Annotated in this window: 16 protein-coding genes; 7 read left to right on the top strand and 9 right to left on the bottom strand. The window is 67.9% G+C overall.

From position 1 onward, the window contains the following. Positions 1–34: 34 nt before the first annotated feature. The 3 genes from ACM2ZB_RS18255 to ACM2ZB_RS18245 form a co-directional block, all read right to left on the bottom strand. Complete coding sequence (locus tag ACM2ZB_RS18255; protein ID WP_416056483.1) at positions 35–1,120, bottom strand: helix-turn-helix domain-containing protein; 1,086 nt, start codon at positions 1,118–1,120, stop codon at positions 35–37. Positions 1,121–1,460: 340 nt separating this feature from the next. Then, a complete protein-coding gene (locus ACM2ZB_RS18250) occupies positions 1,461–2,588 on the bottom strand; it encodes an NAD(P)-dependent alcohol dehydrogenase (protein WP_416056482.1) in 1,128 nt (375 codons plus the stop codon). 17 nt (positions 2,589–2,605) lie between these two features. Then, positions 2,606–4,072, bottom strand: coding sequence for a benzaldehyde dehydrogenase (locus ACM2ZB_RS18245; RefSeq protein ID WP_416056481.1), 1,467 nt, complete (start codon positions 4,070–4,072; stop codon positions 2,606–2,608). Positions 4,073–4,267: 195 nt separating this feature from the next. On the opposite strand from ACM2ZB_RS18245, the gene ACM2ZB_RS18240 reads away from it, so the two are divergent. Both ACM2ZB_RS18240 and ACM2ZB_RS18235 read left to right on the top strand, forming a co-directional pair. Further along, complete coding sequence (locus ACM2ZB_RS18240) at positions 4,268–4,834, top strand: DUF1415 domain-containing protein (protein ID WP_164075555.1); 567 nt, start codon at positions 4,268–4,270, stop codon at positions 4,832–4,834. Continuing rightward, on the top strand, positions 4,831–5,634 hold the full coding sequence (locus ACM2ZB_RS18235; protein ID WP_416056480.1) for an SDR family oxidoreductase: 804 nt from the start codon (positions 4,831–4,833) through the stop codon (positions 5,632–5,634). Before ACM2ZB_RS18240 ends, ACM2ZB_RS18235 begins: the two co-directional genes overlap by 4 nt. A gap of 156 nt (positions 5,635–5,790) precedes the next feature. Here the strand turns inward: ACM2ZB_RS18235 and ACM2ZB_RS18230 are convergent, their stop codons facing one another. Then, positions 5,791–7,821 carry a M3 family metallopeptidase gene (locus ACM2ZB_RS18230; protein ID WP_416056479.1) on the bottom strand — a complete coding sequence of 677 codons (2,031 nt, stop codon included), beginning with the start codon at positions 7,819–7,821 and terminating at the stop codon, positions 5,791–5,793. 249 nt (positions 7,822–8,070) lie between these two features. Between ACM2ZB_RS18230 and ACM2ZB_RS18225 the strand changes: the two genes are divergently transcribed. Further along, positions 8,071–8,475 (top strand): hypothetical protein, encoded by a 405-nt coding sequence (locus ACM2ZB_RS18225; protein ID WP_313440547.1) that lies wholly within the window; start codon positions 8,071–8,073, stop codon positions 8,473–8,475. Between the two features lie 102 nt (positions 8,476–8,577). Here the strand turns inward: ACM2ZB_RS18225 and ACM2ZB_RS18220 are convergent, their stop codons facing one another. Then, positions 8,578–9,690, bottom strand: coding sequence for a PLP-dependent cysteine synthase family protein (locus ACM2ZB_RS18220; protein WP_416056478.1), 1,113 nt, complete (start codon positions 9,688–9,690; stop codon positions 8,578–8,580). Between the two features lie 125 nt (positions 9,691–9,815). Between ACM2ZB_RS18220 and gloA the strand changes: the two genes are divergently transcribed. Both gloA and ACM2ZB_RS18210 read left to right on the top strand, forming a co-directional pair. Next, on the top strand, positions 9,816–10,334 hold the full coding sequence (gene gloA, locus ACM2ZB_RS18215) for a lactoylglutathione lyase (RefSeq protein ID WP_108770072.1): 519 nt from the start codon (positions 9,816–9,818) through the stop codon (positions 10,332–10,334). 71 nt (positions 10,335–10,405) lie between these two features. Next, a complete protein-coding gene (locus tag ACM2ZB_RS18210; RefSeq protein ID WP_416056477.1) occupies positions 10,406–10,834 on the top strand; it encodes a VOC family protein in 429 nt (142 codons plus the stop codon). 122 nt (positions 10,835–10,956) lie between these two features. Here the strand turns inward: ACM2ZB_RS18210 and ACM2ZB_RS18205 are convergent, their stop codons facing one another. From ACM2ZB_RS18205 to glmS, 4 genes are all read right to left on the bottom strand, one after another. Further along, positions 10,957–11,388: a CBS domain-containing protein gene (locus tag ACM2ZB_RS18205; RefSeq protein ID WP_053461435.1), complete on the bottom strand. Its 432-nt coding sequence runs from the start codon at positions 11,386–11,388 to the stop codon at positions 10,957–10,959. Positions 11,389–11,748: 360 nt separating this feature from the next. After that, complete coding sequence (yddG, locus tag ACM2ZB_RS18200; RefSeq protein ID WP_416056476.1) at positions 11,749–12,702, bottom strand: aromatic amino acid DMT transporter YddG; 954 nt, start codon at positions 12,700–12,702, stop codon at positions 11,749–11,751. Positions 12,703–12,987: 285 nt separating this feature from the next. Beyond that, the gene (locus tag ACM2ZB_RS18195) at positions 12,988–14,967 is read right to left on the bottom strand and encodes a PEP/pyruvate-binding domain-containing protein (RefSeq protein ID WP_416056475.1); all 1,980 of its coding nucleotides are present in this window, start codon (positions 14,965–14,967) and stop codon (positions 12,988–12,990) included. A 96-nt stretch (positions 14,968–15,063) separates the two neighbouring features. Beyond that, positions 15,064–16,902, bottom strand: coding sequence for a glutamine--fructose-6-phosphate transaminase (isomerizing) (gene glmS, locus ACM2ZB_RS18190; RefSeq protein WP_416056474.1), 1,839 nt, complete (start codon positions 16,900–16,902; stop codon positions 15,064–15,066). 203 nt (positions 16,903–17,105) lie between these two features. Between glmS and ACM2ZB_RS18185 the strand changes: the two genes are divergently transcribed. Then, positions 17,106–18,383, top strand: a complete 1,278-nt coding sequence (locus ACM2ZB_RS18185) for an efflux RND transporter periplasmic adaptor subunit (protein ID WP_313440559.1) — start codon at positions 17,106–17,108, stop codon at positions 18,381–18,383. A gap of 49 nt (positions 18,384–18,432) precedes the next feature. Further along, positions 18,433–19,155: an ABC transporter ATP-binding protein gene (locus tag ACM2ZB_RS18180; RefSeq protein WP_313053126.1), complete on the top strand. Its 723-nt coding sequence runs from the start codon at positions 18,433–18,435 to the stop codon at positions 19,153–19,155. The last annotated feature ends 10 nt before the right edge of the window (positions 19,156–19,165 follow it).

Genomic DNA, 19,165 nt, shown 5'->3' with positions numbered 1-19,165 from the left:
GACAGCGCCGGGCCATGCCCGGCGGACTGCCCGCTTAATCGCGCAGCAGCTTGTACAACGTGGTGCGTGAAATGCCCAACTGGCGGGCGGCCAGACTGAGATTGCCCTCCGCCGCCCGTGCGGCGCGCCGCGCCGCTTCCCGCTGCTGGTCACGCAGCGGCGCATCGTGCACGGGTGCAGGCGACACCGCACGTACCCGCGGCGCGCGCGGCGCACGCAGATGCTGCAGGTAGACCGCACTGCCCTCGCCCAGCCGCACCCGATGCGCCGGCCCCGGCTGCAGCAGGCGGCGGCGCTGTGCCGCACTGGCATCGGCAAACACCGCATCGATCGTCAACAGCGGCAGCGGCCCCCGCCGCGGCAAGCCCAGCAGGCGCCGCGCCACCCGGTTGGCCGCGCGCAGCTGGCCGTCTTCCTGCACCGCCAGCAAGCCCTGCAACGGCGTGGCCAGCCAACGCGGATCGTGCTGCACGGCCAGCACATGCACATCGGTGAGCGTCTGCAGCAGTCGGTTTTCACTGGCCAGCGCCGCCTGCCGGAAATAGCCCTGCAGCAGCGCCGGATCCCGCTCGCCCAGGCCGGTGATATCGATCGCCCCGCAGACCTGGCCGTCCAGGTCATGCAGCGGCTCGCTCAGGCAGAACACCGGCGCGAAGCGCTGCAGGTAATGCTCGTTGCCACGCACAAGGGCAGGCACATCATCGGCCAGGCTGACCGCCGGCGCCGTGGTGCCGATCTCCGCCTCACCCAACTGCCGCCCGACCTGGATCGGCCGCAGCAGCGGCGCATCCTCCAGGCCATGCGCCTGCTGCGCGATCACCATGCCCTGGCGGTTGGCGCAGAACATCGTCCAGCCCCGCGCGCCAAACGCCGCCCACAGCTGTTCCAGCTCGGGCTGCACGCAGCGCGCGAGCCGGCGGTCTTCAGGATGGCTCAAGCGCAGGCCATTGCCCTGCAGCGGCGGGTAACAAGGCTCCTGCCCCGGTTGCACCCCGGCAGCGCGCGAACGCTGCCAGGAATGCTGCAGCGGCAATGGCAACAGCGCCAATGACTGCGTATCGCCTTCTGCGAACGCAGCACGTGCAGCGACCAGCTGTTGTTGCCCGACTGTCGTGGCCATCATGGAAGCAGAGTACACCCACGCACGCCCTGCCCGCGTTACGTCCTGGCAACGGAATGTTTCCGTTTCCATCGGACATTCAGACAAGAAATCCAACAAGGGGTCAGAGCCGTTTTCCCGTGGAAAACGGCTCTGACCCCGTGCGGTACCGACAGCTTGCAGAAAACTGTCGAAGGCGGGGTGGGTCCGGTTGAGGGGGTGTGAGCGGCATGAATGCCGCGACCAAGCCCCATGGACGGGTTCACGGCGTCCCCCTCAACCGGACCCACCCCGCCATCTCACGGATAGCCCGCTGTTGCTGTTGACGTTGATTCGGCAGGTGCAGGGCGCAGCCCTGCCGTTACGCCGCAATCCGCAGGATCGGCTTCAGGGTGATGCCACGCGTGCTGTCCTCCGCTGCCTGGTTGATCTGCTCCAGCGGGTAGAACTTCACCAGCTTGTCGAACGGGAACCGTCCCTGCTGGAACAGCGTCACCAGCTGCGGAATGAACACCTGCGGCACGCTGTCACCTTCGACGATGCCGCGGATGCTGCGCCCGCCCAGCAGCAGGTTGTTCACATCGAAACTGGCCGTGGTGCCCAGCTTCGGCGCTCCCACCACGCCCATCATGCCCAGCCCGCCCAGCGCCTCGATGCCGGCCGACAGCACTTCCGGGCGTCCGGTGGATTCCAGCGCGAAATCGGCGCCGCCCCCGGTGATCGCACGCACCGCTTCCACCACATCGGTCTCGCGGCTGTTGACCACGTGGGTGGCACCCAGTTCCAACGCCAGTTCCAGGCGCGACGGCACCACATCGATGGCGATGATGGTGGTGGCACCGGCCACCTTGGCCGCCATCACCGCACTCAGGCCCACCGCGCCCGCACCGTAGCTGGCAAAGCTGCTGCCCGAACGCACCTTCAGCGAATTGAGCACCGCACCGGCACCGGTCTGGATGCCGCAGCCCAGCGGGCCCAGCAGTTCCAGCGGCGCATCGTCGGGCACCTTGATCGCGTTGATTTCGCGCGCGATGGCGAAGGTGGCGAACGAGGACTGCGCGAAGAAGTGATCGTGCAGCGGCTGGCCCTGCGCATCGGTGATGGCGGTATGCCCATGGCCATCATCGCCACCGAAGTTGAGCCCGAAGAAATCCTTGCAGTACGCACCGTGGCCGCCGCGGCAGGGATTGCAGTGGCCGCAGGCGCCGTAGGTCAGCACCACGTGGTCGCCCACCTTCAGGTCGCGCACGTTCGGGCCCACGGCTTCGACGATGCCGGCGCCTTCATGGCCAAGCACCGCCGGCAGCGGTACGGGGTAGTACTGGTCACGCACAATCAGATCGGTGTGGCACAGGCCGGTGGCCACAACCTTCACCAAAACCTCGTCGTCCTGCGGGCCGCGCAGCTGCGCCTGCTCGATGACGAAGGGCTGTTCCTTGCCACGGACCACGGCGGCGGTGATCTCACGCGTTGCGGTGTTGTCGTTCATCGTGATGGTTCCTTCGATCAGATCGGGTAGGCGGGCGCTTCGCCCTTGACGGTCAGCCACTGCCACTGGGTGAACTCTTCCCAGTTCGCCGGGCCGCCGATGCTGGTGCCGTTGCCGGACGCACCGACGCCGCCGAACGGATTGATCACTTCGTCGTTCACCGTCTGGTCGTTGATGTGCAGCAGGCCGGTACGCAGGCGCTCGCCGAGCTTCAGCGCGCGGCCGACGTTGCTGGACACGATGGCCATCGACAGGCCGTACTCGCTGTCGTTGGCCAGCTGCACGGCGTGGTCGTCATCGTCGAACGGCACGACCACGGCCACCGGCGCGAAGATCTCCTCGTTGAACGCCGGGTTGTCGGCGGCCACGTTGCCGAGCACGGTGGGCGCGAAGAACAGGTCCTGATGGGTGCCACCGGCTTCCAGCGTGGCGCCGGCCTTCACTGCATCGGCCACCACGCGGGCGGCGTGGTCGCGCTGGGTGGCGTTGATCAGCGGACCGATCGCCACGTCCTCGCGTGCCGGGTCGCCCACCTTCAGCGATTTCGCCTTGGCCACCAGCTTTTCCAGGAACGCGGCATGGATCTTCCTGTGCACCAGCACGCGGCCGGTAGCCATGCAGATCTGGCCCTGGTGCAGGTACACGCCCCAGGCGGTGTTGGCCACGGCCAGGTCGAGGTCGGCATCGTCGAGGATGATCAGCGAGTTCTTGCCACCCAGTTCCAGCGAGACCTTCTTCAGGTGCTTGCCGGCGGCTTCGCCGACCTTGCGGCCTGCGGCGGTGGAGCCGGTGAACTGGATCATCGCCACGTGCGGGTCGCTGGTCAGCGCCGCACCGGCGGCGCCGTCACCGGGCAGCATGTGCAGCACGCCGGCCGGCAGCCCGGCCTGTTCAAACAGGCGGGCAATGACAGCACCGCCACACACCGCCGTGCGCGGGTCGGGCTTGAGCACCACGGCATTGCCCAGCGCGATGGCCGGTGCCACCGCACGCATGGCCAGGTACAGCGGGAAATTGAACGGCGAGATGACCCCGACCACGCCCAGCGGACGGCGTCGGGCCAGGTTCAGCCGGCCCGGTTCGGACGGCAGGATTTCGCCGGTGCTGCGCGAGGGCAGCGCAGCGGCTTCGTGCAGGGCCTTGATGGTCACCTTGGCCTCGAAGCCGGCCTTGAGCCGGGTCGAGCCGCTTTCGCGCACCAGCCAGTCCACCAGGGTATCGATGTTGTCTTCGGCCAGGCGCGCGGCTTGGCGCAGCACCTGCGCGCGCTGTTCGTAGGGGGCGGCGGCCCAGGCCTGCTGGGCCTGCGCGGCGGCCGCGGCCGAGGTGGCGACCTGGGCGGCGTCGGCCAGGCCGACCTCGCCGAGGGTCTGGCCGGTGGCCGGTTCGATCACCGGCTGGCGCTGGGCGGCGGCCTGCCATTGGCCGTCGAAGAAGGCGCCGGACCAGAGTTCGTCCGGCAGCCACGGGGAAGATGCAGTCATGGGGTGTCCTCCTGTGTCGTGCGTCCATTGCACGCCTGGCCCGCCGCGCAGGCAATCGGCCATCGGTGCGATATCGGCAAGGGCTTGAATGGATGGGACTTTCCAGCATCGCCACTGTCCAGTGCGTGGACAGTGAACAACGCAGCCGCGGGCGACTGCCTACAATGGCGGCCCCCGCCAGCCGAAGCGCCCGCCATGACCGACCCCGCCCTGCCCACCGACGACCCGATCGCCGCCACCCGCCTGTGGCTGGAGCGCATCGTGATCGGCCTGAACCTGTGCCCGTTCGCCAAGGCCGTGTACGTGAAGGACCAGGTCCGCTTCGTGCTCAGCGATGCGACTACGCCCGAGGCGTTGGTTGAACAGTTGGCCGAGGAACTGGTGCTGCTGCGTGACACTCCGGCCGAGCAGATCGACACCACCCTGATCGTGCATCCGCAGGTGCTGACCGATTTCCTCGACTACAACGACTTCCTGGACAACGCCGACGCCGCCATCGAGGCGCTGGACCTGCAGGGCATCCTGCAGGTCGCCAGCTTCCACCCGGACTACCAGTTCGATGGCGTGGCCGCCGACGACGCCAGCAACTACACCAACCGCGCGCCCTTCCCTACCCTGCACCTGCTGCGCGAGGAAAGTGTGGAACGCGCAGTGGACGCCTTCCCGGACCCGGATGTGATCGTCGAGCGCAACATCCAGACCCTCGACCGCATCGGCGTGGCCGGCTGGCACCGCCGCCTGCGCGGGGAAGACCTGTCATGAGCGCGGCCCCGCCCATCGCCGCGTGGCCGGCGGCACCGCTGCAGGGCAAGGTGGTGCTGGTCACCGGCGGCGCGAACGGCGTCGGCCGTGGCGTGGCGCAGGCCGTACTGGGTGCCGGTGGCCGCGTGCTGATCGGCGACCTGGACGTGGAAGCAGGCCAGGCCTGCCTGGACGAATGGCAGCGTGGCGACGATGCCGCGTTCCAGCGCCTGGACATCGCCGACGAAGCCAGCGTGAGCGACTTCATCGGCGCGGCGCAGCAGCGTTTCGGCCGCATCGATGGCCTGGTCAACAACGCCGGCATCGCCGGGCCTCACGGCACCCCACTGCAGGACATGGCCTGGGACGAATGGCAGCGCCGCCTGTCGTCGCTGCATGGTGCATTCCTGTGCAGCAAGCACGCATTGCCGGCGCTGACGGCCAGTGCCGCAGGCTCGATCATCAACGTTGCCTCCACCCGTGCCTGGCAGTCGGAGGCGAACAGCGAAGCCTATGCCGCAGCCAAGGGGGGGCTGGTGGCCTTCACCCACGCGCTGGCGATCAGTGCCGGCCCGGCGGTGCGGGTGAACAGCATCAGCCCTGGCTGGATCGGCACCACGGCCTGGCAGGCGCCCTCGCGCCGGCACGCGCCGGACTATTCGGCCACCGACCACGGCCAGCACCCGGTCGGTCGCGTGGGCGAGCCCGAAGACATCGGCGCACTGGCGGTGTACCTGCTGTCGTCGCTGTCCGGCTTCAGCACCGGCCAGGATTTCATTGTCGACGGCGGCATGACCCGCAAGATGATCTACGCCGAATAACCCGCGTTCGGTAGCGCCGGGCCACGCCCGGCGGCTTTTGCTGCCGCACCGCGCTTCGCGCCCGCCGGGCATGGCCCGGCGCTACCGGGATGCACCGCCTTCATTGGCAGGAGCATTGCAGTAGATCCACGCCATGCGTGGATGACACCAGAGCAGTTACGCCATGCCCGAATGGCGCAGCAACGCGTCGATCTGCGGCGCACGCCCACGAAACGCCTTGAAGTTCTCCGCCGCCGGGCGGCTGCCGCCACGCGAGAGGACTTCATCGCGGAAGCGCGCACCGGTTTCAGCCAGCGCCTGCGGGGCTTCCTCGAACGCCGCATAGGCATCGGCGCTGAGCACCTCGGCCCACTTGTAGCTGTAGTAACCGGCTGCGTAACCACCCGCAAAGATGTGGCTGAACTGATGCGGGAAGCGATTCCAGGCCGGCGGGTGGTTCACCGCCACTTCGCTGCGCACGCGGTCCAGCAGCGCCAGCACGCTGTCCTGCGCCGGTTCGAACTGGCTGTGCAGCAGCATGTCGAACAGGCCGAATTCCAGCTGGCGCACGGTGGCCATGCCACTGTGGAAATTGCGCGCGGCCAGCATGCGCTCGTACAGCGCGCGCGGCAGCGGCTCGCCGCTGTCCACGTGCGCGGTCATGCCCTGCAGGTGGTCCCATTCCCAGCAGAAGTTCTCCATGAACTGGCTGGGCAGCTCCACCGCATCCCATTCCACGCCGTTGATGCCGGCCACGCCCAGCTCGCCGATGCGGGTCAGCAGCTGGTGCAGGCCATGGCCCATTTCATGGAACAGCGTGGTCACTTCGTCGTGGCTGAAGGTGGCCGGCTTGCCGTTGGCGCCGCGGCCGAAGTTGCACACCAGGTAGACCAGCGGCGTCTGCACGCTGCCATCGGTACGCTCGCGACGGTTGCGGCAATCATCCATCCACGCACCACCGCGCTTGCCTTCGCGCGCGTACAGGTCCAGGTAGAACTGGCCGACCAGCGCGCCCTGCGCATCGACCAGGCGGAAGAAGCGCACGTCCTCATGCCACACCGGCGCGCTGTCTTCCTGCACACGCAGGCCATACAGCTGCTCGATCACCGAGAACAGGCCGCCGAGCACCTTCGGCTCGGTGAAATACTGCTTCACTTCCTGCTCGGAATAGCTGTAGCGCGCCTGCTTCAGGCGGTCGGCAGCGAATGCCAGATCCCAGGCCTGCAGGCTGTCGATACCCAGCTGCTCGCGGGCGAACGCTTCCAGTTCGGCGCGGTCCTTGGCCGCGAACGGCTTGGCCCGCGTGGCCAGGTCGCGCAGGAAGGCCAGCACTTCGGCCGGGTCCTGCGCCATCTTGGTGGCCACCGAATAATCGCCGTACGAGCCGAAGCCCAGCAGCGCCGCCAGTTCCGCACGCAAGGCCAGGATGCGGTCGATGTTGCCACCGTTGTCCAGCGCGTCATCGCCGAATTCGGAGGCACGCTGGGCGCTGGCGCGGTACAGGATCTCGCGCAGGTCGCGGTCCTCGCCCCAGGTCTGCACCGGCAGGTAGCACGGCATCTGCAGGGTCAGTTTCCAGCCGGGCTTGCCGTCCTTTTCGGCGGCGGCACGGGCAGCGGCCTTGACGTCGTCCGGCATGCCGGCCAGGCGCGCTTCGTCCTCCACGATCAGCGACCAGGCATCGGTGGCGTCGAGCACGTTCTGCGAGAACTTCGCCGACAGCGCCGACAGTTCTTCCTTGATCGCGGCGAAGCGCTGCTGCGCCTCGGGCGCCAGCTCGGCACCGCCCAGGCGGAAGTCACGCAGGGTGTTGTCCAGCACCTTGCGCCGGGCGTCATCGAAGCCGGCCGCTTCGGTGCTGGCGGCCAGCGCCTGGTACTGGCGGTACAGCGCCAGGTTCTGGCCCAGTGCGCTGGCGAAGCGGGTCACCCGCGGCAGGTTGCTGTTGTAGGCCTCACGCAGCTCGGGGGTGTTGACCACGCCCTGCAGGTGGCCGACCAGGCCCCAGGCGCGCCACAGGCGTTCGGTGGCATCGTCCAGCGGGGCCACGAAGGTCTCCCAGCGGACCGGCTGCACCTGCTCGGCTGCGCTGACGGCGGCTTCGGCATCGGCCAGCAGTACGTCCAGCGCCGGCGCCACGTGCTCGGGGCGGATCGCCTCGAAGCGCGGCAGGCCGGAAAAATCGAGCAGGGGGTTGGCAACGGTCACGGCAGGTCTCCAGGTACGGGCCCGGCGGGCGGGCAGCCCTGTCGATATGGCGCTGGCCGGGCCTGCAGACAAGGGGGAGGCATCGCAGGGCCTGCGGCCCTGCACCCGCTGGAGCAGGAGCAACATCAACCACGCCATGCGTGGATGGCGCTTTCCACGGAACCCCGGCATTCACGTCGGCCTGACGGTCGCCCGCCGAAGCTGGCACTGCGGGGGAAACCGCAGTAGTACGCAACGAGGAGACCCCACATGGAAGGTCTGGCTCCAAGCCCCACCGCTTCATCCACCCGGTCGCTGGCGCTGTCGGCCAGCCCGGACGAGCTGGCCTGGATCGCCGCGCTTTGCGACGCGGGCGACGATGCGCCGCGCCATCTTGCCCAGCTGCAGGCTCTGCAGCACCAGGGTGGCCGCCTGAGCGAGACCCAGGAGTGGTACCCGTTCGAAGTGATCGAACGCGGTGCCAGCCAGCTGCAGCTGGGGCACGAGCGCGAGTTCGTGATCTGCGTGCTGCTGTGGCTGCAGGCGCTGGCCCAGGGCCGCGCCAGCGTGCTGGACCCGCACCTTCACCTGGACGACCGTGCGATGGACATCGAGGCGTTGCCCGATGCGCTGCGCGATGCGGTGCTGGATGCGTTCATGGCCGCGGGGTACTGAGCGGCGCGTGAAGCGCCACTGCGCTCGCCGGGCATGGCCCGGCGCTACCTGACCGGTCTACCCGGTAGCGCCGGGCCATGCCCGGCGGCAATGCCAGACCCGTTACAGCGCTTCCAGGCTGCACCACGGCAGCACGGGCAGGCCCTGCCCGGCCACCGCTGCGGCCAGCTGTGCATCGGCGCCGTCCACATCGATACCCTGCCGGCCATACCACGCCGGGTCGTAATAGCTGTGCGCGTAGCGCTCGCCGGCATCGCACAGGATGCTGACGATGCTGCCCTGGTGGCCGGCCTCGCGCATCCACTGCGCCGCCTGCAGCACACCGATGAAATTGGTGCCGGTGGAACCGCCGACACGGCGGCCGATCTGGCGGCTGACATGGCGCATCGCCGCCAGGCTGAGTGCATCGGGCACCTTCACCATGGCATCTACGCTGGTCGGGATGAAGCTCGATTCCACCCGCGGCCGGCCGATGCCTTCCACCCGCGAACCGCCGCTGCAGGTCAGCCCGCGCCAGTCGGGCTCGCCAGCCACGGCCGCCTGGTAGCCGTCGAAAAACACCGACACTTCCGGGTCCGCACACAGGATGCGCGTGTCGTGGCGGCGGTAGCTGACATAGCGACCGAGGGTGGCGGCCGTACCGCCGGTGCCGGGGCTGCAGACGATCCATTCCGGAATCGGGCTGGGCTCCTCGGCCATCTGCTTGAAGATGGATTCGGCAATGTTGTTGTTGGCGCGCCAGTCGGTGGCCCGCTCGGCGTAGGTGAACTGGTCCATGAAGTGGCCGCCGGTCTCGCGCGCCAGCCGTTCCGAATCACAGTTGAGGTCGCAGGCGCGCTCGACCAGGTGGCAACGGCCGCCATGGAATTCGATCGCGGCGATCTTTTCCGGCGAGGTCGTGGCCGGCATCACCGCGATGAACGGCAGGCCCAGCAGGCGCGCGAAATAGGCTTCGGACACCGCCGTGGAGCCGCTGGACGCCTCGATCACCGGCCGGCCCTCGCGCAGCCAGCCATTGGCCAGCGCATAGAGGAACAGCGAGCGCGCCAGCCGGTGCTTGAGGCTGCCGGTGGGGTGGCTCGATTCATCCTTGAGGTACACGTCGATGCCTTCGAACCCGGGCAGTGCCAGCGGGATCAGGTGGGTATCGGCGGAACGGTTGAAATCGGCTTCGATCTTGCGGATGGCGGCGGCCACCCATTCACGCTGCGACATGGCGGGCAATCGTTGTCAGGACGGAACGGTGCGATCCGTCCATTGTACGTCGCGGTGCCGTCAGGTGGCGGCCGGTAGAATGGCCCCATCCGGCCAACACGGCCCCGTCTGAAGGACCTTCCCCCATGACCCTTCCCGCCCTGCGCGATATCCCCGGCGTGGCTGCCCAGGCCCCGGCCGAAACCCACGGCTTCGTGTTCAACCACACCATGCTGCGGGTCAAGGACATCACCGCTTCGCTGGACTTCTACACCCGCGTGCTGGGCTACCAGCTGATCGACAAGCGCGACTTCGCCGAAGCCCAGTTCAGCCTGTACTTCCTGGCCTACGTGCCGGCCGGCGTGGCCGTGCCCGAAGACGATGCCACCCGCCGGGTGTGGATGGCCGGCCTGCCGGGCGTGCTGGAGCTGACCCACAACCACGGTACCGAAACCCAGGACGGCCCGGTCTACCACGACGGCAACAGCGACCCGCGCGGCTTCGGCCACATCTGCGTGTCGGTGCCGGAACTGGAATCGGCCTGCCAGCGTTTCGAAGATCTGGGCGTGCCGTTCCAGAAGCGCCTGACCGATGGCCGCATGAAGAACATCGCCTTCATCAAGGACCCGGACGGTTACTGGGTCGAGATCATCGCCAACGCCTGACCGGCCGCGCCAGGCGCTCGCCGGGCATGGCCCGGCGTTACCAGAGCGGTCCCCTTCTTGTAGAGGTATGCATGGAAACGATGGAACTGCATCGCGGGCGCCTGATCGATCATCTGCAGCTGGTGGTGCGTGACCTGGCCGCCAGCCGCCGCTTCTACCAGGCGGTGTTCGACTGCATCGGCATTCCCGTTGCCGGCGAAGGCCCGGACTATTTCTGGGCCGACGAACTGTTCATTTCCACCGCCAGCAGCGAGGCCGCGGCCGGCCAGCTGACCGGTCGCCACCATCTGGCCTTCCAGGCACGCGACGCGGCCACCGTCGATGCCTTCCACGCCGCTGCGATCGCCGCCGGCGGCACCGACAACGGCGCACCGGGCGAACGCCCTTACCACCCGGGCTACTACGGCGCCTTCGTGCTCGACCCGGATGGCAACAACATCGAAGTGGTCTACCACGGCCCAGCGACCTACAGCGCCGATTCGGTGAAGGTCACGTTCTGATTCCTGCGCTGCGCGCTCGCCGGGCATGGCCCGGCGCTACTAATAGATAAGCCAGGCGTGGCCCGACGCTACCAACGAAGAAGCCGGGCGATGCCCGGCTTCGTTCGTCCTGCACGGCCGCCTCAGTGGGCGGCCATGTAGATGTCCTGCAGTACGGCCTTTTCCAGCTCCAGCTCGCCCAGCAGGTTCTTCACGATATCGCCCAGGCTGAGAATGCCGACCAGCGTGTTGCCATCGGTGACCATCAGGTGGCGGCGACGCGAGTACGTCATCAGCGACATGGCCTGCTTGAGGGTAGCCTCCGGCGCAATGCCTTCCAGACCGGTGGTCGGCACGGTGGAGATCACCCGGCGGCCGGCCTGCGGGCCGTCGTCGGCCAGGCTGCGCACGATGTCCTTCTCGGAGATGATGCCGACCGGCACCCCGTCCTTGATCACCACCAGGGCAGCGATTTTATTCGCGCTCATCTTGTGGGCGGCGGCACCGATGGTGTCTTCCGAATCGATGGTGATGACAGCTTCTTTCTTGGATTGCAGGAGTTCGCGGACGTTCATTCTTGTTTCCTGGTGCAGGTCACTGAAGTCAAAAAAGTGTGCTCTTCCGATTCGCCCCCTCCCCGGGAACAGACCTTTCAGCGCACGTCTGGCGCACTTTGCCGAATCCGGTTTTTCACCGCCGCACCGGCTGGGTGCTGCAACGCGAACGAGGTGGGATCAAACGTTGAACCCGAACCTCGGTCAAATCGATTCTACGACTGCGTCGATCGGTCACTAGCGGCATCGATGGGACAGTTCGTCGTGGGAACCTTCCGACGACCCAGAGAATGGCACCACGGTTGGAACCGCCGCTGAATGCCGCCGGCCACACCGGCTAAAGTTCCGCCGGCAACGACCGGGGGTCGCTGCGCACTTGGCTCAGGACATTGCCGAACTTGGCGGCACGGTGGCCGCCGCGCGCCGCGGCGCACGCGTGGCCCACCAGCACAGCAGAGAACCGCCAGTCACGCAGGCCACGCCCTGCACGAAGCCCATGCCCGGCTGCAGCGACAGCCACACACTGCTCCACAGCACCGACAACACCGGTGCGAAATAAGAAAAGATCGCCATCGAAGTGACGTTGCCGTGCTGCAGGCCGTGGTTCCAGCACGAATAGGCGGTGGCCGTGAGCAGACCGAACACGGCTACCTGGGCCAGGCCACCCCAGTGCAGGTGCAGCGGCGGCACATCGCCCAGCGCGTACTTCAGCCACAGCACGGCGGCGGTGGCGATCATGAACAACGGCACCGCATTGCGGGTGCCGCCGATGCGCTTGGTCACCAGCGAGTAGGTCGCCCACATGCACGACGCCGCCAGCGCCAGCGCATAGGCCAGCGGATTGCTGCGCAGGTTGGCCAGCAGCATCGCCGGCGACCATGCCCCTTCGCCGGTGATCACCAGCACCACTCCCAGCAGGCACAGCACGGTGGCCGGCAGCAGCAGCCAGCTGCCGCGCTGCATGCGGGTGAGCACGGTCAGCAGCACGGTCAGGCACGGCCACAGGTAATTGATCATCACCAGTTCCAGCGCCTGCCCACGGTGATGGGCCAGGCCGATGGACAGCGACAGCGAGATCTCGGTCCCGATGAACAAGGCGCCGCCGATCAGCAGGTAGCGACGCGGCAGCTGCGAGGGGCGCGGCACGCCAAGGATCAGCGCCGAGAACAGCGCCGCAGCCGTGAAGATCAGCGCCGCACCACCGACCGCACCGAAGATCTCGGTGATGGTGCGCAGCATGCCCAGCGTCGGGCTCCACAGCAGCACGGCGCTGGCGCCGATCAGGGTCGGAAGATGGGGTGACGCATAGGCGCGCAGGGCGCGGAAGCCGTACATGGGGGCGACGACAACAAAAGGCATTCGGTTGAAAGGCACGCGCAGCGAGGCGCCCGGCCCCGACAGCGGGACAGGCAGGTCATGCGGACGCGTGGGTCCTGGGGAGTACGCTGGTCCGTAGCGTCGTCCCCGGAACGCCCCGGCACTGTGCGTTGCAGGGGGGTACGGCGGGAGGCGGGTTACAGCAGCCGACTGGCCGAGGCGGATTGTACGCTTTCGATGTTGCGCTGCAATATGGCGTTGTTCATGGGGGGAGCGGCCCTGCGCCCCGCACGCCATGGCGCGCTAGCGCGCGCTCCCATCCACATACGGGCGCGACTGCAGGATCAGTACCTCATCGCCGACCACGGCCCACTCGATGTCCTGGTCGGCCCCGCCCAACGCCTGCCTGGTGCGGGTGCCAATGCGCGCCAGCCGCGCGATCAGCGCATCGGTCAGCACCTGCCGCGAGCCGGTGATCGGCACTTCCCGCACGCCGCCACCGGCACGCGCCACCAACTGGGTGTCCTCGGCCGACCGGCTCAGCACCTGCACGGCCCTGGACCAGGATGAGTACATCACCTGCTCGGCCTGGCGCTTGCCTTCGACCACGCGGATGCCCAGCCCGCGCTTGGCCGAAATGTAGGTGACATGGCGACGGGCGGCATCGAACGGATCGCGGGTGATCATCACCCCGGAACTGTCCGACGGTGCGGCCACCTGCACCAGCACCGCCATCGCCACGGCGTCCTGCGGCAGGCCGGCCGCCGCACGCGCCTCGTAGGCTTCGAAGTTGTAGACCGATGCCCACACCGTCTGCACGGCCCTGGCCACCGCATCCATGCGGGTCACGTTGGGAACCGTGGTGTACAGCCCTGCCCCGCTGAAACCCGGCAGATCCTCGGAGTTGGAGGAGCTGCGCACGAACACCGGCGCGCCCTTCAGCTGCCCTTGCCACTGCCGCTCCAGTTCACGCTGGAAGGTGGCGTCGGGCGCCGCGCTTTCGATCTGCGCACGCAGCGCAGCCAGCGCTTCGCGGCGGACCGCCGGGTCGCTGCTGAAACCCGGGCGCTGCTGCAGCGCGCGCAGGCGCTGCGGAATCTGCAGCCGCTCCCGCATCGCTGCGTAGTAGGCGAACGGAATGCAGAAGCCATCGGGCACCCGTGCAGCCGGCGGCAGCACCGCGCGCAGCGTGCCCAGGTTGGCGGCCTTCACCCCGCAGTGGGCACTGTCACTCGCACGCAGGGCGGCCAGCGGCTTCAAGGCGACCACGCGCAGATCCGGGCGTGGCAGGTCGCGCTGCAACGGACGTGCCGCAACGGCCGCCGACGGCGTACGCGCCGGGCGTGCCAGCGGAGTGATCCGGTAGCCGCTGGCGGTGACCTCCAGGGCCACCCAGCGCCCGTCGTACTGGCGCAGCACGGCCTGCGCGTCGCGCACGTAGGCGTTGGGAATGCCCCAGCCCTTGGCCAGCAGATTGACGTGCGACAACAGCGTCGAGGGCCGCTGGGTCACCAGGCCGGCCACCGGGGACAGCGCGATCGGCACCTCGTCCAGCACCGGGATGTCGCGCGGCGATACGTCGCGCAGCTGCGCCTCCGAACGCACGATGCGCAGCCGCCCTTCCGCACGCCCGGTATTGAGCGGCAGGAAGCGCTGCTCGCGCAGCAGTTGCTCCTGGCTGACATGGGCCAGTTTCATGTCGCGGGCCAGTTGTTCATGGCCGGTGGAATTGGTCTTGAAGCGGATGGGATCGGCGAAGGACGCCTGCAGCACGTCCTGTGCCTGCCGCAGCAGCGGCGCCGTCAGCCGGTCACCCTCCCAGAATTCGTAGGTGTAGCCCGGCAGGTCCTGCTGCCAGGCCACGGTACCGAACAGGAAGCGGCGTTGTGGATCACGGTACTGCGCGTTGAGCGTGGCCTTGTCCATCGACCGCACCAGCCGCTGCTGGCGCACGAACGACTCGTGCAGGGCGTGCCGGCGCGTATTGATGTAGTAGACGCGCCCGTTCTCGTGCCGGTCAATCACGAAGATCAGGTGCGGCATTTCCAGTGCGGTGCCGGCGTTGTAGACGCGTGCCAGCTGCATGAACTGCGCACGGTTGTCGATGCGCGACAGGAAATCCGGGCCCTCGGCAGGTGGCAGCTGCGCGGCTTCGCCCTCCGGGCGGTGCTCGTAGGCCGAGGGTTTGCGTGCGGTCTGTGCCGGTGCGGGCGCGCTGCAGGCCAGCAGCAGCGCCAGGCAGGCAAGACCCGCGAGGACAGCGCGGAGCCAGGGAGTGTGCATGCGGGATCGATCCTTGATGCCGGTGCGGGAACGTCGGGATGTGGTGCAGCGCAGGGGCGCGCGCCGGTTGCCAGGCGCGCGCCACCGCAACGGGTGTTACTCCACCGTCACGCTCTTGGCCAGATTGCGCGGCTTGTCCACGTCGGTGCCGCGTGCCAGCGCGGTGTGGTAGGCCAGCAGCTGCACGGGGATGGTGTGCACCACCGGGCTGAGGACGCCGGCGTGGCGCGGGGTGCGGATCACGTGCACGCCTTCGGATTCGTGGAAGTTGCTGTCCTGGTCGGCGAACACGAACAGCTCGCCGCCACGGGCGCGCACTTCCTGCATGTTCGACTTCACCTTTTCCAGCAGGCTGTCGTTGGGTGCAATCACCACCACCGGCATGTCCTCGTCCACCAGCGCCAGCGGGCCGTGCTTCAGTTCACCGGCCGGGTAGGCCTCGGCGTGGATGTAGGAGATTTCCTTCAGCTTGAGCGCGCCTTCCAGCGCGATCGGGTAATGCAGACCACGGCCCAGGAACAGCGCGCTGCTCTTGCGGGCGAAACGCTCGGCCCAGGCGGCGATCTGCGGCTCCATGTTCAGCGCGTGCTGCACGCTGCCCGGCAGGAAGCGCAGCTGCTCCAGGTAATCGGCTTCCTGGGCGGCATCGATGCGACCGTGCAGCTTGCCCAGCACCACGGTCAGCTGGAACAGCGCGGCCAGCTGGGTGGTGAAGGCCTTGGTCGAGGCCACGCCGATCTCGGCGCCGGCACGGGTGTAGCAGACCAGCTCGCTGGCGCGCGGGATCGCGCTTTCCGGCACGTTGCAGATCGACAGCGTGTGCTTGTGGCCCAGCGACTTGGCGTACTTCAGCGCTTCCATCGTATCCAGCGTTTCGCCGGACTGGGAAATGGTCACGATCAGGTGCTTCGGGTTGGCATACGCGGCGCGGTAGCGGTACTCGCTGGCGATTTCCACGCTGCACGGCAGGCCGGCAATGGCCTCGATCCAGTAGCGCGCGGTCAGGCCCGAGTAGTAGCTGGTGCCGCAGGCCAGGATCTGCACGCCTTCGATGCCCGACAGTACCGCCGCCGCATTCTTGCCGAACAGCTCGGCCGGGAAACCACCGGCGTCGATCGCCGCTTCGATGGTGTCGCCCAGCGCGCGCGGCTGCTCGTGGATTTCCTTCTGCATGAAGTGGCGGTACGGGCCCAGCTCCAGCGAGGCCAGCGAGACATCGGACAGGTGCACCTCGCGCTCGATCGGCTGGTCGTTGCCATCGAAGATGCGCACGCCATCGCGGCGCACTTCGGCGGTGTCGCCCTCTTCCAGGAAGATGACCTTGCGGGTGGCCGAGATCACGGCCGACACGTCCGAGGCAACGAAGTTCTCGCCCTCGCCCAGGCCGACCAGCAGCGGGCAGCCCATGCGCGCGCAGACAAAACGATCCGGCTCGGCGCGGCTGACCACGGCCAGCGCGTAGGCGCCGGTGAGTTCCTTCACGGTGTGCTGCAGCGCCACCAGCAGGTCGTCGCCGCCCTTCAGGTGGTGGTGCATCAGGTGGGCGATCACCTCGGTATCGGTCTGCGATTCGAAGGTGTAGCCCAGCGCGCGCAGCTTCTCGCGCTGCTCTTCATGGTTCTCGATGATGCCGTTGTGCACCAGCGCCACGCCGGCACTGATGTGCGGGTGCGCATTGGCTTCGGTCACGCCGCCATGGGTGGCCCAGCGCGTGTGGCCGATGCCCAGACTGGCGTTGAAGCCTTCGGCCTCGGCCGCAGTGGCCATTTCCGAGACGCGGCCGGTGCGGCGCACGCGGCGCACATCCGGGCGCTCGGCCTGGTCGATCACCGCGATGCCGGAGGAATCGTAACCGCGATACTCCAGCCGCTTCAGTCCTTCGATCAGCACCGGCACCACATCGCGATCGGCGATCGCACCCACGATTCCACACATGTCGCGCATTTCCTTGAAAACGATCGGCGCATTCTAGCGTGGGTGCCCACGCTCCCCCTCCTGTCCGCTTAATGAAAGTGTCCGGAAAGGTGTCCGCGGACACCCGGACACTGCCGGCCAAATTGCAAGCCATTGATGGAAAAGGAAATAAAGTTGGCACGGTGCGTGCTTTATCGCTTTCACCACCGAAAGGCATGCACCCGATGATCCGCGACACCTCTGCCCAGGACCAGATCGTTTCCGCCGCCCCCGCCAGCGCCCCGCGTGCGGCCTGGCACCGCTACCGCTGGCCGGCCCTGGGCGGGATCGCCCTGCTGGCCGCCATCGGCTGGGCCGTGCATGCCTGGTCCAACGCCAGCCGCTCCTTCGACAGCAGCCGCGTGCGCATCGCTGAAGTGCAGCGTGGCGACCTGGTGCGCGACATCGCCGCCGACGGCCGCGTCATTGCCGCCAACAGCCCCACCCTGTACGCCATCTCCGCCGGCACGGTGGACCTGAAGGTAGTGGCCGGTGACGTGGTCAAAAAGGGCCAGGAACTGGCGATCATCGACAGCCCCGAACTGCGCAGCAAGCTGGCCCAGGAACAGGCCACCCTGGCCGGCCTGGAGGCCGAAGCCAGCCGCGCCGCGCTGGACGCCACTCTGGCCCGCGCCAAGTCGCGCAAGGAAACCGACCAGGCCAGCATCGAACGGCAGGCCGCCGACCGTGACCTGCAGCGCTACCAGCGCGGCTACGACGGTGGCGCAGTGCCGCAGATCGACCTGGCCAAGGCCCAGGACAGCCTGAAGAAGGCGGACATCACCCTGGCCAATGCCACCACCGATGCGCGCCTGCAGAGCCAGGGCGCCGACCTGGATGCCCGCAACAAGCGCCTGCTGGCCGACCGCCAGAAGGCCGTGGTGGCCGAGGTGCAGCGCCAGGTCGATGCACTGACCCTGCGCGCGCCGTTCGACGGCCAGGTCGGCCAGGTGCAGGCCACCCAGGCCACCAACCTGGCGGCCAACGCGCCGGTGCTGGGCGTGGTCGACCTGTCCAAGTTCGAGGTGGAGATCAAGGTGCCCGAAAGCTTCGCCCGCGACCTGGCGATCGGCATGCCGGCGCAGCTGACCGGCGGCAACGGCAAGCCGTTCCCGGGTGAGATCAGCGCGGTGTCGCCGGAAGTGGTCAACGGCGAGGTCAACGCCCGCGTGCGCTTCGCCGCCGCCCAGCCTGAAGGCCTGCGCCAGAGCCAGCGCATGTCGGTGCGCGTGCTGCTGGATACGCGCCGCAACGTGATGAAGGTCGAGCGCGGCCCGTTCGTCGAACAGGGCAACGGCGTGGCCTACGTGATGGACGGCCGCACCGCGGTGCGCCGTCCGGTGGAACTGGGCGTCAGCAGCCTGGGCGAAGTGGAAATCAAGTCGGGTGTGCAGCCGGGCGACCGCATCGTGGTCTCCGGCAGCGACCTGTTCAAGGACGCCGAACGCGTCTCCGTCAACTGATACCTGATACCTGATACCTGATACCTGAATCCTGGAGAGAGGACACCCCATGTACATGCTCGAAATGCGTTCGGTCGCCAAGGTCTTCCGTACCGAACAGGTGGAAACCCATGCACTGCGCTCGCTGGAACTGCAGGTCAAGGAAGGCGAGTTCGTCGCCGTCACCGGCCCGTCGGGTTCCGGCAAGACCACCTTCCTCAACATCGCCGGCCTGCTGGAAACCTTCACCAGCGGCACCTACATGCTCGACGGCCAGGACGTGAGCACGCTGGGCGATGATGCACGCAGCCGCATGCGCAACCAGAAGATCGGCTTCATCTTCCAGGGCTTCAACCTGATTCCCGACCTGAACCTTTTCGACAACGTGGACGTGCCGCTGCGCTACCGCAGGATGGGCGCCGGCGAACGCCGCGAGCGCATCGAGAAGGCGCTGAGCCAGGTGGGCCTGGGTTCGCGCATGAAGCACTACCCCAATGAACTGTCCGGCGGCCAGCAGCAGCGCGCGGCAATTGCCCGCGCCCTGGCCGGCAGCCCGCGCCTGCTGCTGGCCGACGAACCGACCGGCAACCTGGACACGCAGATGGCGCGTGGCGTGATGGAACTGCTGGAAGAGATCAATGCCGCCGGCACCACCATCGTCATGGTCACCCATGACCCGGAACTGGCCGCACGCGCGCAGCGCAACGTGCACATCGTCGATGGCCAGGTGACCGACCTGGTGCGTGAGCCGGTGCTGGCCACCCCGCGCCGCATCGTCGCCGTCAACGAGTGAGGGCCCGACC

The organism is Stenotrophomonas maltophilia (assembly GCF_047782825.1).
Classification (GTDB): Bacteria; Pseudomonadota; Gammaproteobacteria; order Xanthomonadales; family Xanthomonadaceae; genus Stenotrophomonas.
This window is presented reverse-complemented; position numbering and strand designations above follow the sequence as displayed.